Here is a 25,430-nt window from a genome sequence, read left to right as displayed (position 1 = left end):
GTCCCACGGCTCACCCGATCGGCCGTCCCGTACGGGCGCCCCCACCGCTTCGCCCGGCGAGCCGCCGTGCCGCGGTGGGGCGCGTCACCGGCGGGCGGACGCGGACGAAACGCCGCCGCGGCGGTGTGTCCCGCGGGATGCGCCGGACCGTGGGTCCACGGAGTCTTGTGACGTCGCGGCGGTGGCTCGTACCGCCGCGCGAGCGACTGCTTCTGCGGACCGCGGAGGACCGCGGCCGTGCCCCTCGCCTCACGACCGGGGTCCGGCCCGTCCCCACGGGCGAGTCGAACGGAGAGAGCGATGCACGGACCGACCGAGGGACGGCTTTCCCGGTACGAGGACGGAGGCGGCGCGGCGGGCCGGCTGGGCGCCGCCGTCGTGGGACTGGGCGGGGCCGTCGCCACCACCGCCGTGGCCGGGGTGGAACTGATCAGGCTCGGCGTCTGCGGTCAGGACGGGCTCCCGCTGGCGGCGCGGACGGACCTGGTGCCCTACGAGGAGATCGTGTTCGGCGGCTGGGACGTGTCGGCCGACGACCTGGCCAAGGCCGCCCACCTGCACCGGGTCCTGGATCCGGCGCACATCGAGGCCGTGGCACCCCAGTTGCAGCGGCTGCGGCCGTGGCCCGCCGTGGCGGACCCGGAGTACTGCCGTGCCGTCGTCGGCGCCAACGTCGTGGCCGCCGACGGCCTGCGGGCGCGGACCGAGCGGATCCGGGAGGACCTGCGGCGCTTCCGCGACGAGCAGGACGTGGACCAGGTGGTCGTGGTCAACCTCGCCTCGACCGAGCGGCTCCCCGACCCGGCGTCGCCCGCGCTGGCCTCGGTCGAGGCGTTCGAGGCGGCCCTGGACGACGGCGACGAGGCGGTCACCCCCTCGATGCTGTACGCCTACGCCGCCCTGCGCGAGGACATGGCGTACCTGAACTTCACGCCGAGCGCCGGAGCGGGCGTGCCGGCGCTGACGCGCCTGGCCGAGCGGCGGGGTGTGCCGATCGCCGGCAAGGACGGCAAGACCGGCCAGACCATGGTCAAGACGGTGCTCGCCCCCGCCCTGCGCTCGCGGGCCCTCAGGGTGGAGGGCTGGTACTCCACCAACCTGCTGGGCAACCGTGACGGCCGGGCGCTGGAGGACCCCGACTCGCTGGCCAGCAAGACGGCCACCAAGGAGTCGGTGCTGGACTCGGTGCTCGGCTACCCGGTGGAGGACCACCGGGTCCGCATCGAGTTCTACCGGCCGCGCGGCGACGAGAAGGAGGCGTGGGACAACGTCGACCTGGTGGGCTTCCTCGGCCGCCGGATGCAGATGAAGATCGACTTCCTGTGCCGGGACTCCGTCCTGGCCGCCCCGCTGGTGCTGGAGCTGGTCCGGCTGCTGGCCGAGGCGCGGCGCCGCGGCGAGCGCGGGGTGCAGGAGCAGTTCGGGTACTTCTTCAAGGCCCCGATGACCGCCCACGGCGGCGTCCCGGAGCACGCCCTGCACCGGCAGGAACAGAACCTGCTGGACTGGCTGGACGGCGCGGACCGCGCCGCCGCGCGGAGCGTACGGCCGTGACCCGGGCCGCTCCGCGTCCGGTGCGGCCGGCCCCGGTGGAGGCGGAGGTGCCGCGCGAGGCCGTCCGGGCGGTCGTTCCGCTGCTGCGCGAGATCGGCGACCTGAAGCGGGTCCGTACGGCCGCGGGCGGCGGCGCCTCGATGGCGGAACGCGCCTTCCGCCGGTCCTGGGCGGAGCTGGTGCGGCCGGACGCCGATCCCTGCGAGGTCGCCGTACGGGCGGGCGCGGCCGCCGTGGCCGGGGCGCGCCTGGCGGGGATCGACGGCCCCGTGCTGCGGCGGTGCGGGCTGACGGCCGACGAGGCGGTGGCCGTGCTGGAGCGCTCGGTGGCGCAGCACGCCGGCCGGGTGGGGCCGCTGACGTCCGCGTCGCTGCGCGGGGCGCTGCCGGATCTGGTGGCGGACCCGGCGGAGGAGGCGCGCGCGGGTCCGGTCCCGGAGTTCGTCGCGGCCCTGTGCGCCCAGCCCCGGGCGGGCGCCACCTGCCCGGGGCGGCCCCGGCTGATGGTGGAGCCGCCGGAGAGCCACGGTGACCACTGCTGGGCGGTGGCGGTCCACGGGGTGCTGCTGGCCGAGGCGTTCGGCGCGGATCCCGGCGACGTCTTCCTGCTCGGTCTGGCCCACCACCTGCACAACGCCGTGCTGCCCGACGCGGGCTTCACCGGTGAGGAACTGCTGGGCGGGCAACTGCCCGCGGTCGTGGCACGGCTGACCCGGGAGCGGCTCGCCGCCCTGCCGCCGTCCCTCGCGGCGCGGCTGGAGCCGCTGCTCGCCGCCCGGGACGCGGCGGACACCCCGGTCGCCCGGGCCTTCCACGCCGCCGACGTCCTCGACCGCGTACTGCAGGTCCGCCACCACGCGCGGGCCGCCGCCTTCACCGCCGAACAGGCCCTGGACGACCTCGACCTGGTGCACCCCTGCGCCGTGTACGGCTTCCACCGCGCCGTCCTGGACGCGGCGGACGCGGCGGACGCAGCGGAGACGGTGTGAGGCGCGCGGCGGGCCGCCGGGCGGCCGGGCGGGCCGGGGCGCCCGCCCCGGGCGGCTCCGGCAACGGCATCCCGCCCCGGCTGCACAGCCCCGTGAACGGAGCCCCCCTGCGCTCCTGCGGCCCCGGCCTCCTGTCCGACGGCGAACGGCGCTGGCCGGTCGTGGCGGGCATCCCCTGGCTGCGCACCGGCCGGGACACGCTCCGCGAGCACGCCGTGCGCCGGATCGAGGAGGGCGATCCGGACGGTGCCGCGGCCGTGCTGCTCGCCGACGCCGACGACTGGTGGGACGGCCCGGCTCCCGCACCCGCGGCGGCACGGGCCGCGCTGCGGGCGGCCACCCTGCGCGAGGCGGTGGTCCTGCTGGGCCTGGGCAGGGTCGGCGCGTACTTCCTGCACCGGTGGAGCGATCCGACCTGGCTGGCCGTGCTCGCCCTGACCGCGCGGCACTCCCCCGCCGGCCTGCCGGTGCTGGAACTGGCGTGCGGCGCGGGGCACCTGCTGCGGGAGCTGGGCCTGCGCGGGCACCGGGACCTGACGGGTGTCGACGTGGTGTTCGCGAAACTGTGGCTGGCCCGGCGGTTCGTCGTCCCCCGGGCACGGCTGGTGTGCGCCGACGTGACGGCGCCGTGGCCGCTGCGTCCCCCGGGCTCTCCCGCCTACGTGGCCTGTCACGACGCCCTGTACTTCCTGCCGCGCAAGGACGAGGTGGTGCGCCGCGCGCTGGAGTACGCCGGTGACGGCGGCGGTGTCGTGCTGGGCCACTGCCACAACGCCCTGGTCCCCGGGCCGGTCGCCGGCCTCCCCCTGGACCCGGCCGGCTGGCGGGCCCTGCTGCCGGGGGCCCTCTGTTACGACGACGCCGAGCTGACCCACGCGCTGCTGGCGCAGACCGCTCCCCGTCCGCGTCCGCCCGGCGACCTGGCGGGCTGCGCGGCCATGGCCCTGGTGCACGGCCCGCTCGCACCCACCGCCGGGTCCGGCGGCCCTGCGTCCGGTGGTCCCGCGTCCGGTAACCCTTCCTCGGGCGGTCCTTCCTCCGGTGTCCTCTCCACGGACCGTCCCGTCCCCGGCCGGCCCCTGCGCCCCAACCCGCTCTACCGCGACGGTCTGCTGCGCTGGCCGGGGCCGCGCTGGCGGGACGAGTACGGGCCGGGCGTCGCCGCCTACCTGCCGGGCCGCGTCGAGCTCTCCCGTGGTGTGCTCGCCGACGCGCGGGCCGGTCTCCTGACGCCCGAGGTGGCCGGACTGGCCCGCCGCCGGGTGCTCCTGGACCTGCCGGAGCGCTGGTGAACGCCGGCGGGCGGGCCGCCGCGCCGGCCGTGTGCCGGTGGGCGGTCGCCGGATGCGGCTGGGTGGCCCGGGACCACTTCCTGCCCGGGCTGCTGGCGGCCGCGGCGAGCGCGGCCGGTGGCACGGTGCCCCGTCTGGTCGCCGTCACCGACACCGATCCCGCGGCCGCCGCCCGGCTGGCGGACCGGGCGCCCGGCACCCGGACCGCCGCCGGCCTCGCGGAACTGCTGGCCGCGCACCGGCCCGACGCGGTGTACGTCGCGACGCCCAACCACGCCCACCGCCCGGCGGCCGAGGCGGCGGCCGCGGCAGGGGCGGCGGTGCTGTGCGAGAAGCCGCTGGCCGCCGACCTCGCCGACGCGGAACGGCTGGCCGCCTCCTGCCGGCGGGCCGGCGTCCTCGCGTCGACCGCCTACGACCAGCGCTTCCACCCGGCCCACCGGGCCGTGCGGGACGTGGTGGCCTCCGGGGCGCTGGGCACGGTCACCGCGGTGCGCGTCACCTACTGCTGCTGGCTGCCGCCCGCCTGGTCGCCCGACGGCCGCCCGTACGACAACTGGCGCGCCGATCCCGCGCGGGCGGGCGGCGGGGCCGCGCTCGACCTGGCGCCGCACGGACTGGACCTGGCGGGCGTCCTGCTCGGCGGGGACGACGTGACGGAGCTGACGGCGCTGGTGCAGCACCGGGTGCACCCGTACCCGGTGGACGACGGCGCCGTGCTGGCCGGCCGGACCGGCGGCGGGGTCCTCCTCACCCTGCACGTCGCCTACAACACCCCCGACACGCTGCCCCGGCGGCGGCTGGAGGTCGTCGGCACCCGCGGGCAGCTCACCGCGGCCGACACCCTCGGCCAGGACGCCGGGGGAACGCTGCGGCTCACCGACGCGCGCACCGGCGGGCACGTGCCCGTGCCCTTCGACACCGGCGCCTCCCCCTTCGCCGGCCAGGTCCGCGCGTTCTCCGCGGCCGTGGCCGCCGTACGCGCCGGCACGCCGGCGGAGCGGGCCTGGCCCTGGCCGCTGCGGCGCGACCTGGCGCTGCACCGGCTGCTCCTGGAGGCGCTGTCCCGCGCCCGCGCGACCGCTCCGCGCACCCCCGCGCCGGTACCGCTCCCGGTCCTGGCCCCGACCACCGCCCCGAGCACCGCCCCGTCCCCCGCCGAGGAAGGCCGCCGATGACCCTGACGATGTACGCCTGCTCCCACTGCGGCCACTGGCAACGGTGGTTCGGGCCCCCGCCCGCCTGCCCGGTCTGCTGCGACGTGCGCAACGCGCTGCCCGAGGACGGCTGGGACTTCCCCGGGGAGAAGGAGGTCGCGGCCGGCCTGGTCGCCGACTGGTACGAGCCCGTCCCGGGCGTCACCGGGTTCCGCACCGTCCCCTCCTTCGGCCTCGGTCCGACGGGCTGGCTGATCGGGGCCGAGGGCGGCAACGTCGCCTGGGAGGCGGCCCCCTACTACCCGCCCGAGGCGCTGGCCGAGATCGGGCGGCTCGGCGGGATCGCCCGGCTGGGCGCCAGTCACGTCCACGGCTACGGCGCCCTGTGGCAGCTGCAGGAGCGGTTCGCGCCGCCCGTGGTGGCCGTCGGGGTGCGGGACCTGGTGTGGACGAAGGCGTTCCGGGTGACCTGGCCGGTGGACGAGACGCTGGAGCTGGCTCCCGGCCTGACGGTCCACCGCACCGGAGGTCACTTCCCCGGCCACTGCGTCCTGCACGACGCGCGCCGCGGGGTCCTCTTCTGCGGCGACACGCTCAAGGTCGACCTGGACGGCACCGTGCCGCGCGCCCTGTCGTGCCACAAGGCCTTCCACGCCCGGGTGCCGCTCTCGCACGACGAGGTGCGCCGCTACCGGGCGGTGCTCGGCGAGCTGGACTTCGAGGCGGTGGCCACCCCCTTCGAGTTCGCCGCCCCCGTGACCACCGCGGACGTCCTGCGCCTGTTCGACCACCAGCTGGCGGGGCGGCCCGGTACAGACCCGATTCCGATGGGAGCCCTGCGATGACCACCTGCATGGAGGACGTGACGGAGGACCCGCCGGAACACCCGGTGGTGCGGGCCTACCGCGACGCGCTGGCCCCCGGGGAGCAGCGGGACTTCGACATCGGCGCCGCCGACCGCACCGGGCTGCCGGTGGTCTCCGCCGACCACCTGGACGCGGCCGGGGTGCGCAAGGGCGCCTGCGGTTACGGGGCGGACGCCGGGCAGGCCCGGGTCGGCGCCTACGGCGAGCTCACCGAGGAGGTGCTGCTGGCGCGGCACCTGGCGCGCTCCGGGCGCCGCCGCGCCTCCTACGCCGAGCTGGTGCGTGAACGCGGCCGGGACCGGGTCGCCGACCCGGTGGAACTCGTCCTGCCGGCCGGCGCGGACTACACCCCCGAGCGCCCCCTGGAGTGGGTGCCCGCGCGCCGTCTGCGCACCGGTGAGGAGGTGCTGGTGCCCGCCGAGTTCGCCGCCGCCTGCGGTGCGGACCTGCCCGGCGGGCCCCCGCCCGGCGGCTGGCTGACCACACCGGTCACCAACGGCCTGGGAGCCGGGGACACCCGGCAGCGCGCCCTGTCGCACGCGCTGCTGGAGATCCTCCAGCGCGACGGCAACGCCACCGCGCACCGCGCGATGGACGAGGGCGTGGTCATCGACCTGGACGAAGTGACCGACCCGGTCACCCTCGCGATGCTCGACCGGCTGCGCGGGGCGGGCGTCGAGGTGCTGCCGAAGCTGGCCGCCACCCGGTTCGGCCTCGCCGACGTCCACGTGGTCGGCACGGACGCCGACGGCGGACCGGAGGGGGCCGTGTCGCCGCTGACGCTCACCGCGTGCGGCGAGGCCGCCCACCCCGACCGTGAGGCGGCGCTGCGCAAGGCCCTCGCCGAGTACGTCTCCTCCCGGGCGCGCAAGGTGTTCTTCCACGGTCCGCTCGGGACGGCCGCCCGGATCGCCCCGCCCGGCTACCTGGAGCGCGAGCTGTCCGCGCCCCTGGCGGAGCAGGAGCCCAGGGCGCTCGCGGCGATGACGGAGTGGGCCGCCCTGGACGCCGCGCGCCTGCGGGAGCTGCTGGAGCCCACCGTGCTGTCGCGGCGCGCCACCGTGCCCTTCTCGTCCCTGCCGACGGTGCCGCCCGGTTCGCTGGACGACCCCGCGGCCCTCCTCGACGACCTGCTGCGCAGACTGGCGGACTTCGACGTCCTGGTGGTCGCGACGGGTGGCCCGGGAGCGTACGCGGTCAAGGTGCTCGTGCCCGGCACGGAGGTGGAGACGATGTCCTACGCGCGGATCGGGGAACGCGGCGTACGGCGGCTGATGGAGCGCGGGCACACCCCGGGCGGGCGCCCCCTGGCCGGAGTGGGCGCCCCTCCCCGCCCCGGCGCACGGCCGGTGCACCTCACTGCGGAGGCCCGCGAACGGCTGGGCGGGCCCGCGTGGTTCGACGCCGAGGGCGCGCGGGAGGCGGTGGGGGCGCTGTACCCCCTGTACCGCGAACCCGACCGCCACGCGGTGGCCCGCACGGCCGAGGAGGTGACCCGATGACGGCCTCGACCGTGCCGGCCGGCTCCGCGGACGGGCTGCGCTACGCCTACAACACCAACGGCATGACCTCGCACCGGCTGGACGACGCGCTGGCACTGCTGGCCGACACCGGGTACGACGGGGTCGCGCTCACCCTGGACGTGGCCCACCACGATCCCTTCGCGCCGCACCTGGCCTCCCGCACCGCGGCGCTGGCCCGCCGTCTGGACCGCCTGGGCCTGGCCTGCACCGTGGAGACCGGGGCGCGCTTCCTGCTCGACGCGCGGCGCAAGCACGAGCCGACCCTGGTCAGCGCCGACCCGGCCGGCCGGGCCCGCCGCCTGGCGTTCCTGCGGCTGTGCGTGGACGTCGCCGCCGACCTGGGCGGCGAGGCGGTCTCGTTCTGGGCGGGCGTACCGGCGCCGGGCACGGACGCCTCCCCGGGCGGTACGGCCTGGGGGCACCTGGTGGACGGGGTGCGCGCCGTCGTGGCGTACGCGGGCGAGCGGGGTGTGGGAGCGGCCTTCGAGCCCGAGCCGGGCATGCTCGTCGAGGACTGCGCGGGCTTCGCCCGTCTCGCGGCCCGCGTCCCCGGCCTGCGCCTGGCGCTGGACACCGGACACTGCCTGGTCGCCGGCGGGCTGACGCCCCGCCAGGCGGTGCTGCGCCACGCCGGGGACCTCGGGGCGGTCGCCGTGGAGGACATGCCGTACGGCCGGCACGAGCACCGGGCCCCGGGCGAGGGCGACATGGACCTGCCCGCCGTACTGGGCGCGCTGCGCGCCGTGCGGTACGGCGGCCTGGTGAGCCTGGAGCTCTCCCGCGACGCGCACCGCGCCGACACCCTGGTGCCCTCGGCGCTGGAGGCGCTGCGGTACGCGGAACGCGTGGCGGCGGGCGGGGAACCGGGGCTGCGGGACGTGGCCGCTCCCGCCGCCGCGTTCCGCGCGGGCGCGCTGGGGATCGAGGTCGTGCGATGAGGATCTGCTTCGTCTCGCGGCGCTACTGGCCGGCCGTGTCGGGCATGAGCGCCTACGCGGAGAACCTGCTGCGGGCGCTGACCGCGGCGGGCCACGAGGTCACCCTGGTCTCCCAGTACCGCGGCGACCCGCAGGGCCGTGCCGTCTACGGCGGCGGCCCTCCCCCGCCCGAGCGGGTGCCCGACGGGGTGCGGCTGGTGGCGCTGGAGTCCCTGGGCGAGCAGGCCGTCGGCGACGGAGGGCCCGCGGATTTCGAGGCCGACGTGCGTGCCCTGTGCGACACGGTCGTCGCCCTGCACGCCCGCGCGCCGCTGGACGTGCTGCACGCCCAGTACGGCTACCCTCCCGGACTGGCCGCGCTGGACGCCTCCGACCGGCTCGGGGTCCCTGCGGTGGTGTCCATCCAGGGCGGCGACGGCCACTGGGTCGGCACCTGCTGCGGCACCCACCGCTCGGCGATCCGGCGGGTGCTGCGGGACACCCCGGCCCTGCTGATCGGCTCGCCGTCCTTCCGGGCCGAGGTGGCCGCCCGGCACCGGGTGCCGGCGGAGCGCTTCACCGTGGTCCCCGGAGCCACCGACACCGGCCGCTTCCGTCCCCGGCCCGGGCGGGAGCCGGGAGCCCTCGGCGATCCGCCGGTGCTGCTCTACCACGGCCGGGTCGACGTCCGGAAGGGCGTGCTCGACCTGCTGGAGGCGGTCCGGACGCTGCTCGCCGGAGGCCGACGGCTGCGGCTGCTGGTCTCCGGCACCGGCCCCGACCTGGACCGGCTCACCGAACGCGCGCGCCGGGCCGATCTGGCGGGCGCCGTCGAGGTGCTGGGCCCCGTCGGCTACCACGACGCCCCGTCCGTCTACCACCGGGGCGATCTCTTCCTCAGCCCGACCTGGGCCGAGGGCTTCTCCAACACCGTCCTGGAGGCGATGGCGAGCGGGCTCCCCGTGGTCTCCACCGACGTGGTCGGGGTGGTGGACTGCGTACGGGACGGCGTCAACGGGCTGCTGGTGCCGCCGCGCGACCCGCAGGCACTGGCCGGCGCCGTCGGGCGGCTGCTCGACGACGCGCCGCTGCGGCACCGTCTCGCGGGGACGGCCCTGCGCCAGGTGCGGGACCAGTGGTCGTGGCCGGTGGCCGCCGCCCGGATCGGGGCCGTCTACGAGGAGGTGCGTGCCTCCTGGCCGACGCGGAGGACCGCCGCACGGAAGGTCCCGGCGGACGGGACCGGGCGGTCGGCCGTGGACCTGACCTGCCGGTTCCGGTGGGAACCCCACCTGCTGTGACCGCGTCGGCACCGGCCGCCCGCACCGCCGTGGCCGTCAGCCCGCATCTGGACGACGCGGTCTTCTCCGCCGGAGGCGTGCTGGCGCTCCTGGTGCGCGCGGGCTGGCGGGTGCGGGTGGTCACCTGCTTCACCGCGTCGGTGGCCGATCCCTGCCCGTTCGCCCTGTCCACCCAGCTCGACAAGGGGCTGCCCGCCGACGTCGACTACATGGCGCTGCGCCGTGCCGAGGACGGCGCGGCGCAGCGGACGCTGGGCGCCCTGACCCCCGTACACCTCCGGCTGCCGGAGGCGCCGCACCGGGGCTACGGCAGCGCGCCGGAGCTCTTCACGCCGCCCCGTCCGGACGACACGGCGGAGGCGGAGCTGCGGCGGCTGCTCCGCCCCCGGCTGGCGGCGGCGGACCTGGTCCTCGCCCCGCAGGCGATCGGCGGTCACGTCGACCATCTGCTCACCGCCCGCGCGGTCGCCGCCGTCGCGCCGTCCGCGCGGACGTGCTGGTGGCGCGACGTGCCCTACGTCGCCCGCGCGCCGCGGACCGCGGGCGGACCGCGCCGCGGGACGGCCGAGGTGACGGTCGACATCGGCGCCGTCCTGGCCGGGAAGACCGCCGCGGCCCGGCGGTACGTCACCCAGCTGGGCTTCCAGTTCGGCGGCCCCGGGCGGACCGGCGAGGTCCTGTCCGCGGTGGCCCGCTCCGAGGCCCTGCGCACCGGAGCGCCGTACGCCCACGCCGAGGCGCTGCGGGCGGGGCGGGCGGCCCGGCGGGCGCTCGGGACCCTGCACGCGGCGCACCGCCGTGCGGCTGCGCCTTGAGGACGTGTCCTAGCCCGCCGCAGGCAGCGCGTCCTGCCGCTCCTTCGCCGCGCCCTCCGCCGCCGGCCGCTGCCCGCGCGTGGCGGGCCCGAGGACGGCCAGCACGACGGCGCCCACGGTCCAGGTGCCGGCGATGAAGATGAAGACCGCCTGGCAGCCGACCCCGTTGTAGGTCCCGGCGGTCGTCGGCGGGCCGACCGCGTTCGACAGCCGCCCCAGACCGTAGGGGATGCTGGTGCCGAGCGAGCGGCCCCGCGTGTCGTACAGCTCGGGCGAGTACGCGTGGGCGAGGGCGGTGCAGCCCCGCTCGAAGAGGTTGACCAGGAACCCGAAGGCGACGATGAGCAGCGGGGTGAAGCTCAGCCCGTACAGCAGGCCGGACCCGGCGACGACCAGTCCGAAGACCGCCAGGCACCGCTTGCGCTCGAACCGGTCGGTGACCATCGCCGCGAGGAAGGAGCCGAGCGGCGCGCCGACCGTGGTCAGGGCCACGTAGAGGATCGAGTCCTCCACGCTGACGCCCTCGGCGGCCAGCAGGGTCGGCGCCCGGCTGGAGCAGCCGAAGAAGCCGATGGTCTGGGTGATCCACAGCACCGACAGCAGGATCGTCGGGTACAGGGACTTCTGGCCGGTGGATGGGGTGGCGACCGGCTGGTGCGGCGCTACGCGGAACGCCGCTGAACGTCATGGCGCCCCGGCCGGTCCCCCACGGGTGCGGGACCGGCCGGGGCGCGGACGCCGGGCTCAGTGGCCCGGGGCGCGGCTCAGCTCGGCGACTGGACCCGCGTCCAGTCCTGGTGCAGTTCGTTGCTGCCGGCACCGCCGTTGAGCTCGTCGGTGCCCGCGCCGCCGTACAGGACGTCGTCACCGCTGTTGCCCCAGAGGACGTCGTCACCGCCCTCGCCGTACAGGACGTCGTCGCCCTTGCCGCCGTGGAGGACGTCCGTTCCGTTCCCGCCGCGCAGCACGTCGTCGCCGTCGTCGCCGTGCAGGTTGTTCTCCTCGCCGGTACCGGTCAGAAAGTCGTCGCCGGCCCCGCCGAAGCAGTCGTACGCGCAGTCGGTGACGGTGTCGTTCCCCGGGCCGCCGTAGGAACCGAAGCCGAGCGGGCCACCGCCGCCGTCCAGGCGGTCGGCGCCGTCCTCACCGTAGAGCATGGCGGACGTGGACGCCTTGAGCACGTCGTCGCCCTGACCCCCGAAGACCCCGGCCCACGCCTCGCTGTCCGGTTCGAGCGTCGCGGTGTCGTCCTCGTCGTTCAGGACGATGTTGTAACTGTTCGAGTCGTCCGAGTTCACCGGGATCCTGACCGCGCAGCGCACCGCGGTGCGGTCGCCCTCGGTGGGGTAGGAGCACTCGTCATGGTCCGCCGCGTCCGCGTCGACGGCGATGTCGTAGCTGTCGCGGAAGGTCAGGACGTAGTACGACTCGAACTCCCCGCGGTGCTCGATCTCCTCGTCGACCGTCAGCCGGTTCTGCTGGCCGGGGGCCGCCCTGTACCAGAGCTCGCCGTCCTCGTGGACGACGGCGGCCGTGTCGCTCGGGGCCGCCTGGGCGACCGGCGCCGCGAGGGCGGCCGCGCCGGCGGCGAGGGCGAAGGCGGCGGTGATCCCGATGGTGTTGCGCCCGCGCATGCGGAAGTGCCCCTTCGAGACGGTGGTACGGGACGAGGCGGTGGTACGGGACGAGGCGGCGGGACGGTCGGTGGCGGTCGTGCGGCTGTTCGGATTCACGGTGTTCCCCCTGGCAGCGATGACAGTCGGTGGGCGCGGCGGTCCCGACGCGCAACTCATACAGGCGTCCGTCGCACCCGTGAACAAAGACCCGGCAGCCCCTGCGACGGTTGCGGGATCTCCCGTCACCGTCCTGTCACCACTGTCACGGCCGTCCGCGCCGCCCCGCCGGTTCTCCCCGGGCGCGAGGTCACGGACCGGGGGCCGAGCGGCGCGACCGTGTGTTCCCGGCCGGGTGCGGAACTGTCACCCGGCCGGTGGTCACCAGACCAGTACGAAGCGGCCGCGCACGCCTCCGGCCTCGAGGCGCCGGTGCGCCTGCGAGGCCTCCGCGGCGGGCAGCACCTCCGCCACGCGGGGCGTGAGGACGCCGTCCTCCACTCGCCGGCGCAGCGTGTCCAGCTTGTCGAAGGACCGGTACTCGTCCCGCACCACGGCCCGCTCGAAGCGGATGCCGCGCTCACCGGTTCCCTCCCAGAACCTCACGTCGATCGAGACCCCGCCGTCACGGACGGCCGGCAGCGCCTCCTCCCGCTGCACGGACGCGTCCGCGAGCGCGTCCGCACCCTCCGGGACGATTCGGCGGACCGCGTCGGCGAACCCCGGCCCCCGCTCGACGACGTGGTCCGCGCCCAGGGACTCGACGAGGGCGCGGTCCTTGTCCGCGGCGTCCGCGATCACCGTGAGACCGGCCGCCTTGCCGAGCTGCACGAGATAGTTGCCGAGCAGGCCCGCCGCACCGGGCACCGCGAGCACCTGCCCGGGGGACAGGGCGGCCTTCTCCAGCATCTGTGTCGCCGTGAGCCCGTTCATCGGGATCGTCGACGCCTCCTCGAGCGAGATGCCCGCGGGGACGCGGGTGAACGACCCGACGGGAGCGACGAGTTCCTGCGCGTAGGCACCGCCGCGGCCGCCTCCGAGCGGGAGCGCCATCGCCATGACCGCATCACCGGCGGACCAGCCCTCGACGCCCTCGCCGACCTCGTCGATCAGGCCGGCGGCATCCATACCGGGTACGTACGGCAGCTCGACACCGCTGGTGTCCTGCTGTCCCGCGCGCCCGGCCGTGTCGGTGGGGCTGACGGCGAACGCCCGCACCCTGATGCGGACCTCCCCGGGACCCGCGTGCGGCTCCGGGACCTCGTGGACGGCGAGGACCTCCGGCCCTCCGAACTCGGTGACGCCTACAACCTTCATGGTGCATCCCTACAGTCGTCGTTCCGTGCGGCGGCGGGCACCCTCCCGCTCGAACGTCCCGCTCACCGGCGGAGCGAGTGCCCGCCCTCGCGAGGGGGAAAAGCGCCACGGCGGCTGAGAACGATCGTGCGTGACCGTGCGGGGTCCGGGACCGGAACCGGAGCCGTGGCGCCGGCCGGGAGGTCACCGGCCGCCCGGTGACGTCATCGGCTCCAGGCCCCCGCCGCCGCGGCCCGCACGACGAAGTCCTCGAAGCTCCGCGGCGCGCGTCCCAGCACGGTGGCGACGCCGTCCGTCGGCCGGGTGGCCACCCCGCCCTCCAGCAGCACGAACATCTCGGCGAGGTGGCGGGCCTCCTCCTCGTTCCAGCCCTCCCCGACCAGTGTCGCGGTGTACTCGGCCGGGGAGACCCGCCTGTAGAGGATGGGCAGCCCGGCGGCCCGGGAGATCAGTTCGACGGCCTCGGCCCAGGTGAGGGCGCGCGGCCCGGTCAGCTCGTAGATCCGCCCGGCGTGCCGGCCGGGCTCGGACAGCACCGTGGCCGCCACGTCGGCGACGTCCTCGAGGTCGATGAACGGCTCGGGGACCGCACCGGCCGGAAGCGCCAGCTCGCCGGCGGCCAGCGGGGCGCGGAAGGGAGGCCCGTCGAAGTTCTGGTCGAAGTTGGAGGAGCGCAGGACGGTCCACTCCAGCGCCGAACCGCGCACGGCGTCCTCGGCCGAGCGCATGTCCAGCCCGAACGCGGAGTCGCCCCAGTCGTCGGCACCGCGACCGGAGAGCAGGACCAGGCGCCGCACGCCGGCGGCCGCCGCCCGCGCCACGAACTCGTGCGCCGGGCCGGGCACGGGCGGGGGCACCACGTAGGCGGTGGTGACGCCCCGCAGGACCTGGTCCCAGCCGTCGGGGCGGAACCAGTCGAACGGGGTCCGGCTCGACCGGGAGGCGGCGCGCACACGCGTGCCGCGCAGCCGCAACCGGGCGGCGATCCGCCGGCCGGTGTTGCCGGTCGCGCCGAGGACGAGAGTGGTGTCGTTGCTCATGACGGCGATTCAACGGCACATGCCCGGACGCCTCCATGGGTGAGAGGCCGGATCACCTGGGTGATCGTCCAACTCGTCTACTCTTGTGGGATGGACGCTTTCGGTGACCTGCTGCGCGGAGTGCGGGCCCAGGGCTCGCTGTTCGGCAGCTCGATCCTGACCCCGCCCTGGGCGCTGCACTTCGTGGACGGTGCACCACTGACGCTGTGCACCGTCCTCTCCGGAGGCGGCTGGATCGTGCCGGAACACCGCCCGCCCGAGCCTCTGGGCGTCGGGGAGACGGTGATCGTACGGGGCCCCGCGCCGTTCCTCTTCGTCGACGAGGTGGGCACGCGGGCCGAACCCGTCGCGTGCGGCGCGTTCTGTTCGACGCCCGATCAGGGCGGGACCCGGCACCGGCTCGGCTGGTACGACCCCGGTGACGGCGGTGCGGGTGCGACGACACTGATCGTCGGCGCCTACCCGGTGCGCGGCGAGATCAGCCGCAGACTGCTGGACGCGCTGCCCGTCGTGCTGCGCGTGCCTCCCGGCGGCGGGTCCGACCCCGTGTGGGACCACCTCGCCACCGAGGTCGCCGCCGACACCCCGGGCCAGCAGGTGGTGCTCGACCGGTTGCTGGACTGGTTGCTGGTGTGCGCGCTGCGCGAGTACTTCGACCGGCCCGGCGGCACTCCCCCGGGGTGGTACTCCGCCGGGTGGGATCCGGTGGTCGGCGACGCGCTGCGCCTGCTGCACGGCGAACCGGCGGCGCCGTGGACGGTCGCCGAACTGGCCGCCCGGACCGGGGTGTCGCGTGCCACGCTGGCGAAGCGGTTCACCGACCTGGTCGGTGAACCGCCGCTGACCTACCTCACCCGCTGGCGGATGACGCTCGCGGCGGACCTGCTGACCGAGCGCGAGACGGCCACCGTCGCGCAGATCGCCCGCACCGTGGGCTACTCCGACCCGTTCGCGTTCAGCGCGGCGTTCAAACGGGTCCGGGGCGTCAGCCCCAGCGAGTTCCGCCGCACCGCCGGGGCCGCCTCCCGGCAGCCGGCCGGTGCCCGCCCGGCCGGGCGGCCCGCCCGAGAGGCCGTCATGTGACCCGGCGGCGGAACCGGTGGTGGACGCAGTGCGTCGCGACGGCGGGCCACACCGCCGCGGCGGCCCACGCCAGGGGACGCTGCGGGACCGGCAGGGCGCCGGCCCTCCGCGCCGACACGAGTCGGGCGGTGGCCGTGGCGTACATGCCCAGGGGGAAGACGATGCACCACAGGGCGGGGCCGTGACGGAGCGGGACCCGGTGGCGCAGGTGGCGCCGGGCGCCCGCGGCCAGCAGCAGGGGGATCATGGCGGTGGCCCAGACCCACAGCGCGGTGACCGCGGTACCGAGCGGAGCCCGGGCCGCCGGCCGCAGCAGCCCCTCGTGCGCGAGGAGCCGGGTGCCGGCGAGGGTGCTGACGGCGGCGCCCATGGTGAACCCAGTAACCGGCGGACAGGTCGGCGGGGTGCGGCGGACCGCACCGCAGCCGCCGCACGACGGCTGCGGACGTGACCGCGCAGGAGGAGCACGGCGACGCCCCAGAGCAGGGTCGCGACGGCAAGGACGAGGCGTTGGGGGCGGAGGGGCACGAGGCAGAGGACCAGGCTCCGCAGGCCGACGCAGGCCAGGAACCAGGTGCCGTCGGCCTGTCGGAGCGCGGCGTGGGGGCCGGCCCGCAGCAGTCGGACGACCGCCAGCGCGAGTGCCGTCCGCGCGGCGGCCACGACGGCGAGGAGCACACACCCCACGACGGCGGCGCCGTGACCGAGGCCCGTGACGAGGACACCGCCGGCCGCGACCAGGGTGAAGTGCCCGAACAGGCGGGCGGGGTCGCCGAGTTCGGACACGACGGCGTCACGGTGGTACGCGGCCTTGACGGCGACGGCCGTCAGGAGCGTCGGACACAGGGCGGCCGCGACTCCGGACAGCACTGCGGACACGCCCCGGACACCGGTCTGGGCGAGCGCCTGGGAGACGATGCCGGTGGCCATGCCGGTGGCCATGACGGGGGGCGAAGCACGCGGAGGGGAGATCACGGCACCCGGCGCGCACCGTCGGCCGCGTCACCGGTGCCGGGCCGCTCACTGCGCCGGGTGCGGGACGAGGTACGGGTGGTTCACCGTGGTGTCTCCTCCGGGTGCGGGGCGCCTTGTTCCGACACGCGCCAATGCTCCCCTTTCCAGCATTCCGACGCGCCCTTTCGAACCAGACCCTTACCGGCCGGCGCCTTCCGGCCCCACCCCGACGCGGGCACGCTGAGCGGGTGAGCGCGCAGAACACGGCCGTCACCGGCATCCCGGACGGCGACACCCCCTTCACCCTCGGCGTCGCCTCCGGCGATCCGGAGCCCGGCTCCGTCGTGCTGTGGACCAGGCTGGCCCCCGACCCGTACACGCCGGGCGGCGGCCTGCCGACCTGCGGGGCGATCCCCGTCGGCTGGCAGATCGCGGACGACGAGCACTTCGCGTCCGTGCGGCAGCAGGGCGTCTTCGACGCGCCCGCCGCCGACGGCCACTCGGTCCACGTCGACGTGCGCGGACTCGACGCCGACCGCCCCTACTTCTACCGGTTCCGCACCGGCCCGTGGATCAGCCCGACCGGACGCACCCGTACCGCTCCCCTCCCCGGCGCGACGCTCACCGCCCGGCGCTTCGGACTGGCCGACTGCGCCCAGTACCGGGACGGTTACTACACCGCCTACGCCCACCTGGCCGCCGAGGACATCGACGCCGTCCTGTTCGTCGGGGACTACGTCTACGAGTACCCGATCGACGCGCAGGGCGGTGCGCGCAGGCTCACCGGCGCCCCGCTGCCCGACTTCCTGAACCACACCACGCGGACGCTGGACGACTACCGGGTCCGCCACGCCCTGTTCAAGAGCGATCCCGACCTGCAGGCCGCGCACGCCGCCCATCCCTGGTACGTGACCTGGGACGACCACGAGGTGGAGAACAACTACGCGGGCGACGTCTCCCAGCACGCGGACCCGGTCCCGGTGTTCCGCGCCCGCCGGGCCGCGGCCTACCGCGCGTACTGGGAGAACATGCCGCTGCGGGAGGCGCAGCGGCCCACCGGGCCCGACATGAGGCTGTACAGACGGTTCTGCTACGGGCGTCTGGCCCAGCTGGACGTCCTGGACACCCGGCAGTACCGCTCGGACCAGGCGTACGGCGACGGCTGGCAGTACCCGGGACCGCAGTCGGAGGACCCGTCACGCACCATGACCGGTGCCGCCCAGGAACGCTGGCTGCTCGACGGGCTGCGGGCCTCGACCGCGACCTGGAACCTCCTCGTGCAGCAGGTCGCCTTCTCGCGCCGCGCCAACAGCACGGCCGCGCATTCCCGGGTCTCCATGGACACCTGGGACGGCTATCCCGCCGCACGGGCCCGCGTCCTCGCCGGCGCCGAGCAGGCGGGCCTGGACGGACTGGTGGTCCTGTCCGGCGACGCCCACGTCCACCACGCCTTCGACGTCCTGCGCGACTTCCACGACCCCGGCTCGCCGACGGCCGCCGTGGAGTTCCTCGCCTCCTCCGTCTCCAGCGGTTCCGACGGCGCCGACAGGCCCCGCGACTGGGCGGTCATGACGGACGCCAACCCGCACATGAGGTTCTACAACGGCCGCCGGGGCTATGTGATCCTCACCCTGACCCCTGAGCGGGTACGGGCGGACTTCCGCACTTTGCCGTACGTGACCCGGCCGGGCGCGCCCGTCGGGACGGCGGCGTCGTTCGTCTCCGAGATCGGGCGGCCGGGACTCGTACGCGCCTGACCTCCGAGGTCCGGGTACGGTGCCGACCGGATACGGTGCCGACCGGGTACAGAGGCTGCCGACGGAGCCGCCGGAAGCGCGAGCCGGAGGTGTCGGGCCCGGCTCCAGCGGGAAGAATGGACTCCTGGCCGGTCGTCCGGCCGCAGCGCCGGAACATCCGCGTCACCCTCTGCGGGAGGCCCGATGTGGAAACGCAGGAAGCGCGCCCGGCCCCTCCCCCTCGAACTGTGCGACCTGTGCGCCGCGACCTTCCCCGCCGACGAGGCCGTGCGCGAGTACGTGCCGGACTCGTCCTCCGCGCACGCCACCCGTGACCGGTACGACGGCCTCCGGCTCCTCACCGCATGCCGCGAGGAGCACCTGGAGGAACTGCGGGAGACGTACCGGCGGCGCCCGTTCGTCGAGGAAGAGCTCTGGGCCGCGAAGATCACAAGGGCGCTGACCACCGGTCCGCCGGCCCTCACCCTCACGCAGCTCGGCTGCCGCACGGGTCTGCACGCGCCGGAGATCCGGCGCGCCATCGCGTGGCACAACCGGCACCGGCAGACGCGCGAGCAGTAGGCCCGACGTGCGATGTAACACGTATGCCCTTCCCGGCTGCCGTCGCTCTGCGCACTTCGTTGACTACGGTGAGTACCGAACGTCTCAGGGTTCCACCCTGAGCAGTCTTCAGTCAGGAGAAGAGCTGTGCGCATTCGTATCGCCCTCGCGGCCGCCGCCGTCGCCGCTTCCGCCGTACTCGGGAGCGCGGGCACCGCACTCGCCGACCCGGAGGACCCGTTCCAGAGCAGCAACGCCGCCCAGGTCGAGGACGAGTCCAAGGACGAGGCCGAGGACGCCCAGGACGAGGACTCGGGCTTCGCCTCGGGCCTGAGAGAGTCGTGGCAGGGCTGAGTCCGCAGCCCCGTAGAGCCGCACGAGCGCGTCGACCCGCCGCCTCACCCGGCGGCGGGTCGACGCGCTCGTGCGCACCCGTCCGCGGGGTCCGCGGTGTGCGGATCAGGTGGCCGCGGACGGTTCGGGCAGCGACGGGACGGCGTCCGCGCCGCGGGTGCGGAGGTACTGGGTGACCTGGGTGAGGTCGGCGAGGAACAGCCGGGCCAGCTCGGTGGTGAAGCCGGCCCGGACCACCACGCGCAGCACGCGGATGTCCTGGCACGGGGCGGGGAAGGCGTAGGCGGGCAGCTGCCAGCCGCGGGCACGCATCAGCTCGGAGACGTCGAAGACGGTGAACCCGGTGGTGCCGGGCGTGAGGCGGAAGGCGAAGGCGGGCAGCTGCGAGCCGTCGGTGATGAGCTGGTACGGAGCGAGGTCCTCGATCCGCGCGGCGAGCGCGCGGGCGGTCGCGCGGCACCGGAGGGCCAGGTCGCGCAGGCCCTCGTGGCCGTAGCGCAGGAAGGTGTAGTACTGGGCGACGACATGGGCCGCCGGGCGGGAGAAGTTCAGGGTGAAACTGGGTGAGCGGCCGCCGAGGTAGTCGACCTCGAAGACCAGGTCGTCGGGGAGCGCGGCGGCGTCGCGCCACAGGGCCCAGCCCAGACCGGGGAAGACATGGCCGTACTTGTGCCCCGACGTGTTGATGGAGGCGATCCGGTCCAGCTGGAAGTCCCACAGCAGACCGGGGTCGAGGAACGGGGCGACGAGGGCACCGGAGGCACCGTCGACGTGGACGGGGATGTCGGTGCCGGTGGCGGCCCGGTATCCGTCCAGGGCCAGGCAGATGTCCGCGACGGGCTCGTAGGAGCCGTCGAAGGTGGAACCGAGGACGGCCACCACGCCGATGGTGCGGTCGTCGCAGTACGCGGTCAGCGCATGGTCGGTGAGGTGGTAGCGGCCCGGCTGCATCGGGACATACCGGGGCTCGACGTCGAAGTAGTTGGCGAACTTCTTCCAGCACACCTGCACGTTGGCGCCCATGACGATGTTCGGGCGCCCGGTGTCCTGGCCCTTCGCCCGGCGGCGGGCCTGCCAACGGCGCTTGAGGGCGAGCCCGCCGAGCAGGGCGGCCTCGCTGGAACCGGTGGTGGCGCACCCGCGCACCTGCTCCGGGTGCGGAGCGTGCCACAGCCGGGCGAGCATCCGCACGCAGCGCTCCTCCATCGCGGTGATCCGCCGGTACTCGGCGCGGTCGGCGAGGTTCTTCTGCGCCGTCTCCGCCATGAGCTGCCGCGCCTGCGGTTCCATCCAGGTGGTGGTGAAGGTGGCGAGGTTGAGCTGCGCGTTGCCGTCGAGCAGCAGTTCGTCGCGTACGCGGCGGCCGGCCTCCTCGGGGCGGGACGCCACGACGGGCAGCTCGTCGACCGGCGGCAGCAGGGCCTCCGTGAGCCCGTGGCCGGCGCCGGGCCCAGTGGTCAGAAGGTCGAGGCGGGCGTCCGTCATGACATCGGTGTCGGTGTCGAAGAGGGGCATGAGGCGGCGAGCCTTTCTGGTCGTACGGCCCGGTTACGTATGCGACGTTAGGTCGCCGAGCGCCCCTGAGGACCGGACGGTTCCACCGATCGAGCGATCGATTTACGAACCGATTAACTCGATTTTCCTCTCGCGAGTGCCGAGCATGGGGTAACCGTGGAGTTACTCTCCGCCGGGACCCGTCCGTCCCTCCGCCGTCGCGGACAGGTACCGGCGGCCGGTTCCGTACCCTTGCGGCATGCGTATGCGCCCCACCCTGAGCTGGACCCCCACCGAGGACCTGCCGCCGGGGACCACGGATCCGCAGCCGGTCGTCGACGCGCTGAGCGCCGGCGGTGTGCTGGTGCTCAGCGGGGCGGGCATCTCCACGGAGTCGGGCATTCCCGACTACCGCGGCGAGGGCGGAAGCCTGAGCAGGCACACGCCGATGACCTACCAGGACTTCACGGCCGGCGCCCAGGCCCGGCGCCGGTACTGGGCGCGCAGCCACCTCGGCTGGCGCACCTTCGGCCGCGCCCTCCCCAACGCGGGGCACCGGGCCGTGGCCGCGTTCGGGCGGCACGGCCTGCTCACGGGTGTGATCACGCAGAACGTCGACCGTCTGCACCAGGCCGCCGGCAGCGAGGACGTCGTGGAGCTCCACGGGAGCCTGGACCGGGTCGTCTGCCTGTCCTGCGGCACCCGCAGCCCGCGCCGCGACCTCGCCCGGCGGCTGGAGGCGGCCAATCCGGGGTTCGAGCCGGTGGCGGCCGCGATCAACCCGGACGGCGACGCCGACCTCACCGACGAACAGGTCGGGGACTTCCGCGTGGTGCCCTGCGCCGTCTGCGGCGGTGTCCTCAAGCCGGACGTGGTGTTCTTCGGCGAAGCCGTTCCCCCGCAGCGGGTCGAGCACTGCCGCGAGCTGGTCCGCGAGGCCTCCTCGCTGCTGGTCCTGGGCTCCTCGCTCACGGTGATGTCCGGGCTGCGCTTCGTCCGGCAGGCCGCCCAGGCCGGGAAGCCGGTCCTGATCGTGAACCTGGACCCGACCCGGGGCGACCGGTACGCCCTCACCCGGGTCGCGCTCCCCCTGGGTACGGCCCTCACCACCGTGGCCGGGCGGCTGGGTCTGTCCGTCGACGGCGAGGCGGCGCCCCCGGGCGGGCGCGGCTGACCGGGTCGACCGGCACCGGCGCCACGGCACCGTGCCGGTCGGGCATGTTCCCAACAACACGGGGAAGTGGACGGCTCGGGGCGGGCACGAACGCACGATGTTCGTCCTCGCCTGCGGCGTGGCAGCCAGAGGTACCGCACCACCGCCGTTCTGCTGTTCGTCGTCTCGGAGACCTGGCATGACTCTTGACCGCACGCTTACGCCACATCCCGGCGGCACCACATCCGACACGTCCGGCGATTCCGGCACCGGCGCCGACGCCCAGGAGCGCGTCCAGAAGCTGCGCCGCCGCCTGGAGCGGCTGATCGGCGTGGCGGCGACCGAGGGGAACGAGCTCGTCGCCCTGCGCAACGGCGACCAGATCTTCCCCGCGATGCTCGACGCCATCCGGTCCGCCGAGCACACCATCGACATGATGACGTTCGTGTACTGGCGCGGACAGATCGCCCGCGACTTCGCCGCCGCACTCGCCGAACGGGCCCGCGCCGGGGTGCGGGTGCGGCTGCTGCTGGACGGCTTCGGCGCCAAGAAGATCGAGCACGACCTCCTGGAGACGATGGACGACGCCGGTGTGCAGGTGGCGTGGTTCCGCAAGCCCGCCTGGGTGTCGCCGTTCAAACAGAACCACCGCTGCCACCGCAAGGCCCTCGTCGTCGACGAGCACACCGCGTTCACCGGCGGTGTCGGCATCGCCGAGGAGTGGTGCGGCGACGCCCGCAACCCCACGGAGTGGCGCGACACCCACGTGCGTGTGCGCGGGCCGGCCGTGGACGGCATCGGCGCCGCGTTCGCGCAGAACTGGGCCGAGTGCCACGACGACCTCTACGACGACCGGGACCGTTTCACCGAGCAGCCGCAGCCCGGCTCGTCGGTCGTCCAGGTCGTCCGCGGCTCCGCGAGCATCGGCTGGCAGGACATGCAGACGCTGCTCCGCGTCATGCTGACCTCCGCCGAGGAACGCTTCCGCCTGGCCACCGCCTACTTCGCCCCGGACGTGTACTTCATCGACCTGCTGTGCCAGGCCGCGCGGCGCGGCGTGCGCGTGGAGATCCTGCTGCCCGGGCCGTACACCGACCAGCGCGCCTGCCAGCTCGCCGGGCAGCACCACTACACCCGGCTGCTGGAAGCGGGCGTGTCGATCTTCCAGTTCCAGCCGACCATGATGCACGCCAAGATCGTCACAGTGGACGGTGTGGCCTCCCTGGTCGGATCGACCAACTTCAACCGCCGTTCCATGGACCACGACGAGGAGGTCATGCTCGCCGTTCTGGACCAGTCCTTCACCGCGGAGCTGGACCGGGACTACGAGGCGGACGTGGAGCGCAGCGAGGCCGTCGACCCGCGGCGCTGGAAGCGGCGTGCCGTGCCGAGACGTATGCGGGAGGCCGCCGTCCTTCCCTTCCGGCGGTTCATGTAGCCCGGCCCGGCGGTGCCGGCGCCCGCAGCGCAGCGGACGACCGGGCGGCGTCCGGACATCACCACGGTGTCCGGACGCCGCCCGGTCGTCGCGGGGCCCGGCGGATCGTGCGCCCGCGCCGCCCGCCGGTGCCGGCACGTGTCAGAACCTCGGCGCCGGGGTCCGTGCCTCCACCATGGCGGCCGCCTCCTCCTCGGTCTGTACCGAGGGCGGCGACCCCTCCAGCGGCTGTCGTGCGGTCTCCTTCATGCAGGCGACCGCGACGATGCCGACCAGGGCGGCGGCCATCGCGTAGTAGGCGGGCATCATCTCCGAGCCGGTCGCGCCGATGAGCGCGGTGATCACCAGCGGTGTGGTGCCGCCGAACAGGGACGTCGACAGGTTGTAGCCGACCGACAGGGAGCCGTAGCGGACGGGCGTGGGGAACATCGCGGGCAGCGCCGCCGACATCGTGCCCAGCAGGCACACCAGCGACAGGCCGAGCATCAGCATGCCGCCCGCGACGGCGGCCAGGCTGCCCTGCTGCACCAGCAGGAACGCCGGTGCGGAGAGCACCAGGAAGCCCACCATGCCGGTCATCAGGAGGGGCTTGCGGCCGTACCGGTCGGAGAGCCGGCCCACCTGGTTGATGACCAGCATCAGCACCACCATGGTGACCACCAGGATCAGCAGCCCGTGGGTCTCGGAGTAGTGCAGCTCGTCGGAGAGGTACGTCGGCATGTACGACAGCAGCATGTAGTCGGTGATGTTGTACGCGCCGACCAGGGCGATGCACAGCACCAGCATCCGCCAGTGCGAGCGGAAGATCCTGGCGAGGTCGCCCCGGGCCGTGGTCTCCGCCGGGCCCGCCGCATCCGGGACGCGGACGTTGCCCTCCTCCAGTTTCTGGTAGGCCGGGGTGTCGTCCAGCTTCATCCGCAGGTAGAGACCGACGATGCCGAGCGGACCGGCGACCAGGAAGGGGATGCGCCAGCCCCAGGAGTCCATCGCGTCCGTGCCCAGCCAGGCGGTGAGCGCGGTCACCAGGCCCGCCGCTCCGGTGTACCCGGCGAGCGTGCCCAGCTCCAGGAAGCTGCCGAAGAAGCCACGCCGCCTGTCCGGCGCGTACTCCGCGATGAACGTGGAGGCACCGCCGTACTCGCCGCCGGTGGAGAAGCCCTGGAGCAGCCGGAAGAGGATCAGCAGCAGCGGTGACCAGAAGCCGACCGCCGCGTACGACGGCAGCAGTCCGATGGCGAACGTGGCGATCGCCATCAGGATCATCGTCAGCGCGAGCACCTTCTTGCGGCCGGCCTTGTCGCCCATCGGCCCGAAGACCATGCCGCCGATCGGCCGTACCAGGAAGGCGACGGCGAACGTGGCGAAGGACGACAGCAGTTGGGCGGTGTCGCTCCCGGACGGGAAGAAGACGCGGCCGATGGTGCCGGCCAGGTACGCGTAGACACCGAAGTCGAACCACTCCATGGCGTTGCCGAGCGAGGCGGCCTTCACCGCCCGCTTGACCGCCCGCTCGTCCGTCACCGTGATGTCCGACCGGCGCAACCTGGGGTTCTGCCGGCGCCGGACGGCCCGGAAGAGGGTGCGGTGACGCTTGATCGCTGCGGAATCGGGCACTGACCCGTTGTCGCTGGAGGACGTGGCCGGCTCCTTCCTCCGGGCATAACACTCCGGAACCGGAGCCCATGCTGGTCTGTCGTCTTTCCCAGCAGAACCTGCCACGAAATTCCGAGTTCAGTCATATCTGTCGATACCGTCACACATGATGACGGTACGGTCGACGACCGCGGCCGAGAGCCCGTCCGCGGAGTTCCGGGCCCCGTCCCAGTCGGTGGACTCGCTCTTGGAGACGCACTGTCCCTGTTGTAGAAGTAGGCACTGTGAATCACGGACCCTTGGTGCAGCGCCCGGTCGTCGACCTGTGTCGTCGCTCCGTCCCGTGTTGTCGCTGACCTCGCGTCCGTGAGGTGCTCGCCCTCCGGTGAGACCACCCGGCGGCTCTCCACGCGCTCGTGACGGCTGCCCTCCCGCCCTTTCGGCTCCCCATCGCTCGTCCTGGCCTACGCCGCGCTCTCCCCGGCGCGCCTGCTGTCCGTGTCCGAGCCCCGGCACGGCACACACGACACTCGGAAGGACCACGCACATGACCGTCATCAGCGAACGGCGAACCGGCACCGGAACCGACCGGCTGACCTCGGCGGGTGCCCGGATCACCCGGCTCGGCCCGGGCTTCGGCGCCGAGGTGCGCGGCATCGACCTCGGGCGCCTCGACGACG

21 protein-coding genes and 2 pseudogenes are annotated in these 25,430 nt (G+C 74.7%); 15 read left to right on the top strand and 8 right to left on the bottom strand.

Translation table 11 applies throughout. The features are described 5' to 3' along the window. The first annotated feature begins 300 nt into the window (after nt 1–300). Genes IEZ04_RS29710 through IEZ04_RS29670 form a run of 9 tightly spaced genes read left to right on the top strand, consistent with a single transcriptional unit; the run spans nt 301 to nt 10,414 of the window. A complete protein-coding gene (locus tag IEZ04_RS29710; protein WP_189220088.1) occupies nt 301–1,554 on the top strand; it encodes an inositol-3-phosphate synthase in 1,254 nt (417 codons plus the stop codon). Next, nucleotides 1,551–2,543: an HD domain-containing protein gene (locus IEZ04_RS29705; RefSeq protein ID WP_229821370.1), complete on the top strand. Its 993-nt coding sequence runs from the start codon at nt 1,551–1,553 to the stop codon at nt 2,541–2,543. Before IEZ04_RS29710 ends, IEZ04_RS29705 begins: the two co-directional genes overlap by 4 nt. Next, nucleotides 2,540–3,835 (top strand): class I SAM-dependent methyltransferase, encoded by a 1,296-nt coding sequence (locus IEZ04_RS29700; RefSeq protein WP_189220087.1) that lies wholly within the window; start codon nt 2,540–2,542, stop codon nt 3,833–3,835. The genes IEZ04_RS29705 and IEZ04_RS29700 overlap by 4 nt, the downstream gene beginning before the upstream one ends. Beyond that, nucleotides 3,832–5,013: a Gfo/Idh/MocA family protein gene (locus tag IEZ04_RS29695; RefSeq protein WP_229821369.1), complete on the top strand. Its 1,182-nt coding sequence runs from the start codon at nt 3,832–3,834 to the stop codon at nt 5,011–5,013. The genes IEZ04_RS29700 and IEZ04_RS29695 overlap by 4 nt, the downstream gene beginning before the upstream one ends. Then, the gene (locus tag IEZ04_RS29690; RefSeq protein WP_189220086.1) at nt 5,010–5,837 is read left to right on the top strand and encodes an MBL fold metallo-hydrolase; all 828 of its coding nucleotides are present in this window, start codon (nt 5,010–5,012) and stop codon (nt 5,835–5,837) included. The genes IEZ04_RS29695 and IEZ04_RS29690 overlap by 4 nt, the downstream gene beginning before the upstream one ends. Next, nucleotides 5,834–7,360: a YcaO-like family protein gene (locus tag IEZ04_RS29685; RefSeq protein WP_189220085.1), complete on the top strand. Its 1,527-nt coding sequence runs from the start codon at nt 5,834–5,836 to the stop codon at nt 7,358–7,360. The genes IEZ04_RS29690 and IEZ04_RS29685 overlap by 4 nt, the downstream gene beginning before the upstream one ends. Continuing rightward, on the top strand, nt 7,357–8,319 hold the full coding sequence (locus tag IEZ04_RS29680; RefSeq protein WP_189220084.1) for a sugar phosphate isomerase/epimerase family protein: 963 nt from the start codon (nt 7,357–7,359) through the stop codon (nt 8,317–8,319). Before IEZ04_RS29685 ends, IEZ04_RS29680 begins: the two co-directional genes overlap by 4 nt. Next, nucleotides 8,316–9,599, top strand: coding sequence for a glycosyltransferase family 4 protein (locus IEZ04_RS29675; protein ID WP_189220083.1), 1,284 nt, complete (start codon nt 8,316–8,318; stop codon nt 9,597–9,599). Before IEZ04_RS29680 ends, IEZ04_RS29675 begins: the two co-directional genes overlap by 4 nt. After that, the gene (locus IEZ04_RS29670) at nt 9,596–10,414 is read left to right on the top strand and encodes a PIG-L deacetylase family protein (RefSeq protein ID WP_189220082.1); all 819 of its coding nucleotides are present in this window, start codon (nt 9,596–9,598) and stop codon (nt 10,412–10,414) included. Before IEZ04_RS29675 ends, IEZ04_RS29670 begins: the two co-directional genes overlap by 4 nt. Nucleotides 10,415–10,423: 9 nt before the next feature. On the opposite strand, the pseudogene IEZ04_RS29665 reads toward IEZ04_RS29670, so the two are convergent. From IEZ04_RS29665 to IEZ04_RS29650, 4 genes and pseudogenes are all read right to left on the bottom strand, one after another. After that, a pseudogene (locus IEZ04_RS29665) lies at nt 10,424–11,038 on the bottom strand (MFS transporter); the annotation flags it as partial. Between the two features lie 140 nt (nt 11,039–11,178). Then, nucleotides 11,179–12,147, bottom strand: a complete 969-nt coding sequence (locus IEZ04_RS29660; RefSeq protein ID WP_308429841.1) for a calcium-binding protein — start codon at nt 12,145–12,147, stop codon at nt 11,179–11,181. A gap of 261 nt (nt 12,148–12,408) precedes the next feature. Beyond that, complete coding sequence (locus IEZ04_RS29655; RefSeq protein ID WP_189220081.1) at nt 12,409–13,344, bottom strand: NADP-dependent oxidoreductase; 936 nt, start codon at nt 13,342–13,344, stop codon at nt 12,409–12,411. Between the two features lie 203 nt (nt 13,345–13,547). Beyond that, on the bottom strand, nt 13,548–14,384 hold the full coding sequence (locus tag IEZ04_RS29650) for an NAD(P)H-binding protein (protein WP_189220080.1): 837 nt from the start codon (nt 14,382–14,384) through the stop codon (nt 13,548–13,550). A gap of 90 nt (nt 14,385–14,474) precedes the next feature. Here IEZ04_RS29650 and IEZ04_RS29645 point away from each other — a divergent pair, with 90 nt between their 5' ends. Further along, entirely contained in the window at nt 14,475–15,467 is a 993-nt protein-coding gene (locus IEZ04_RS29645; protein ID WP_189220079.1) for an AraC family transcriptional regulator, read from the top strand. On the opposite strand, the gene IEZ04_RS29640 is transcribed toward IEZ04_RS29645, so the two are convergent. Then, entirely contained in the window at nt 15,460–15,837 is a 378-nt protein-coding gene (locus IEZ04_RS29640) for an SLAC1 family transporter (protein WP_229821368.1), read from the bottom strand. The two genes, IEZ04_RS29645 and IEZ04_RS29640, sit on opposite strands and share 8 nt — an antisense overlap. 149 nt (nt 15,838–15,986) lie before the next feature. Continuing rightward, nucleotides 15,987–16,397: pseudogene (locus IEZ04_RS36075) on the bottom strand (SLAC1 family transporter); the annotation flags it as partial. Between the two features lie 176 nt (nt 16,398–16,573). On the opposite strand from IEZ04_RS36075, the gene IEZ04_RS29630 reads away from it, so the two are divergent. From IEZ04_RS29630 to IEZ04_RS29620, 3 genes are all read left to right on the top strand, one after another. Beyond that, nucleotides 16,574–18,178, top strand: coding sequence for an alkaline phosphatase D family protein (locus tag IEZ04_RS29630; protein ID WP_189220076.1), 1,605 nt, complete (start codon nt 16,574–16,576; stop codon nt 18,176–18,178). A gap of 183 nt (nt 18,179–18,361) precedes the next feature. Continuing rightward, nucleotides 18,362–18,739: a hypothetical protein gene (locus IEZ04_RS29625; RefSeq protein WP_189220075.1), complete on the top strand. Its 378-nt coding sequence runs from the start codon at nt 18,362–18,364 to the stop codon at nt 18,737–18,739. A 126-nt stretch (nt 18,740–18,865) separates the two neighbouring features. Further along, a complete protein-coding gene (locus tag IEZ04_RS29620) occupies nt 18,866–19,072 on the top strand; it encodes a hypothetical protein (protein ID WP_189220074.1) in 207 nt (68 codons plus the stop codon). Nucleotides 19,073–19,177: 105 nt separating this feature from the next. On the opposite strand, the gene gad is transcribed toward IEZ04_RS29620, so the two are convergent. Next, a complete protein-coding gene (gene gad, locus IEZ04_RS29615; RefSeq protein ID WP_189220073.1) occupies nt 19,178–20,587 on the bottom strand; it encodes a glutamate decarboxylase in 1,410 nt (469 codons plus the stop codon). Between the two features lie 238 nt (nt 20,588–20,825). Between gad and IEZ04_RS29610 the strand changes: the two genes are divergently transcribed. Beyond that, nucleotides 20,826–21,740 (top strand): NAD-dependent protein deacetylase, encoded by a 915-nt coding sequence (locus IEZ04_RS29610; protein WP_189220072.1) that lies wholly within the window; start codon nt 20,826–20,828, stop codon nt 21,738–21,740. A gap of 178 nt (nt 21,741–21,918) precedes the next feature. Beyond that, nucleotides 21,919–23,157: a phospholipase D-like domain-containing protein gene (locus IEZ04_RS29605; protein ID WP_189220071.1), complete on the top strand. Its 1,239-nt coding sequence runs from the start codon at nt 21,919–21,921 to the stop codon at nt 23,155–23,157. Nucleotides 23,158–23,298: 141 nt separating this feature from the next. On the opposite strand, the gene proP is transcribed toward IEZ04_RS29605, so the two are convergent. Continuing rightward, nucleotides 23,299–24,771 carry a glycine betaine/L-proline transporter ProP gene (gene proP / locus IEZ04_RS29600; protein WP_189220070.1) on the bottom strand — a complete coding sequence of 491 codons (1,473 nt, stop codon included), beginning with the start codon at nt 24,769–24,771 and terminating at the stop codon, nt 23,299–23,301. Nucleotides 24,772–25,430 lie beyond the last annotated feature (659 nt).

Source organism: Streptomyces ruber, assembly GCF_014648075.1.
Taxonomy (GTDB): domain Bacteria; phylum Actinomycetota; class Actinomycetes; order Streptomycetales; family Streptomycetaceae; genus Streptomyces; species Streptomyces ruber.
Note: the sequence above shows the minus strand (reverse complement) of the source record. Positions and strands in the feature narration are given on the sequence as shown.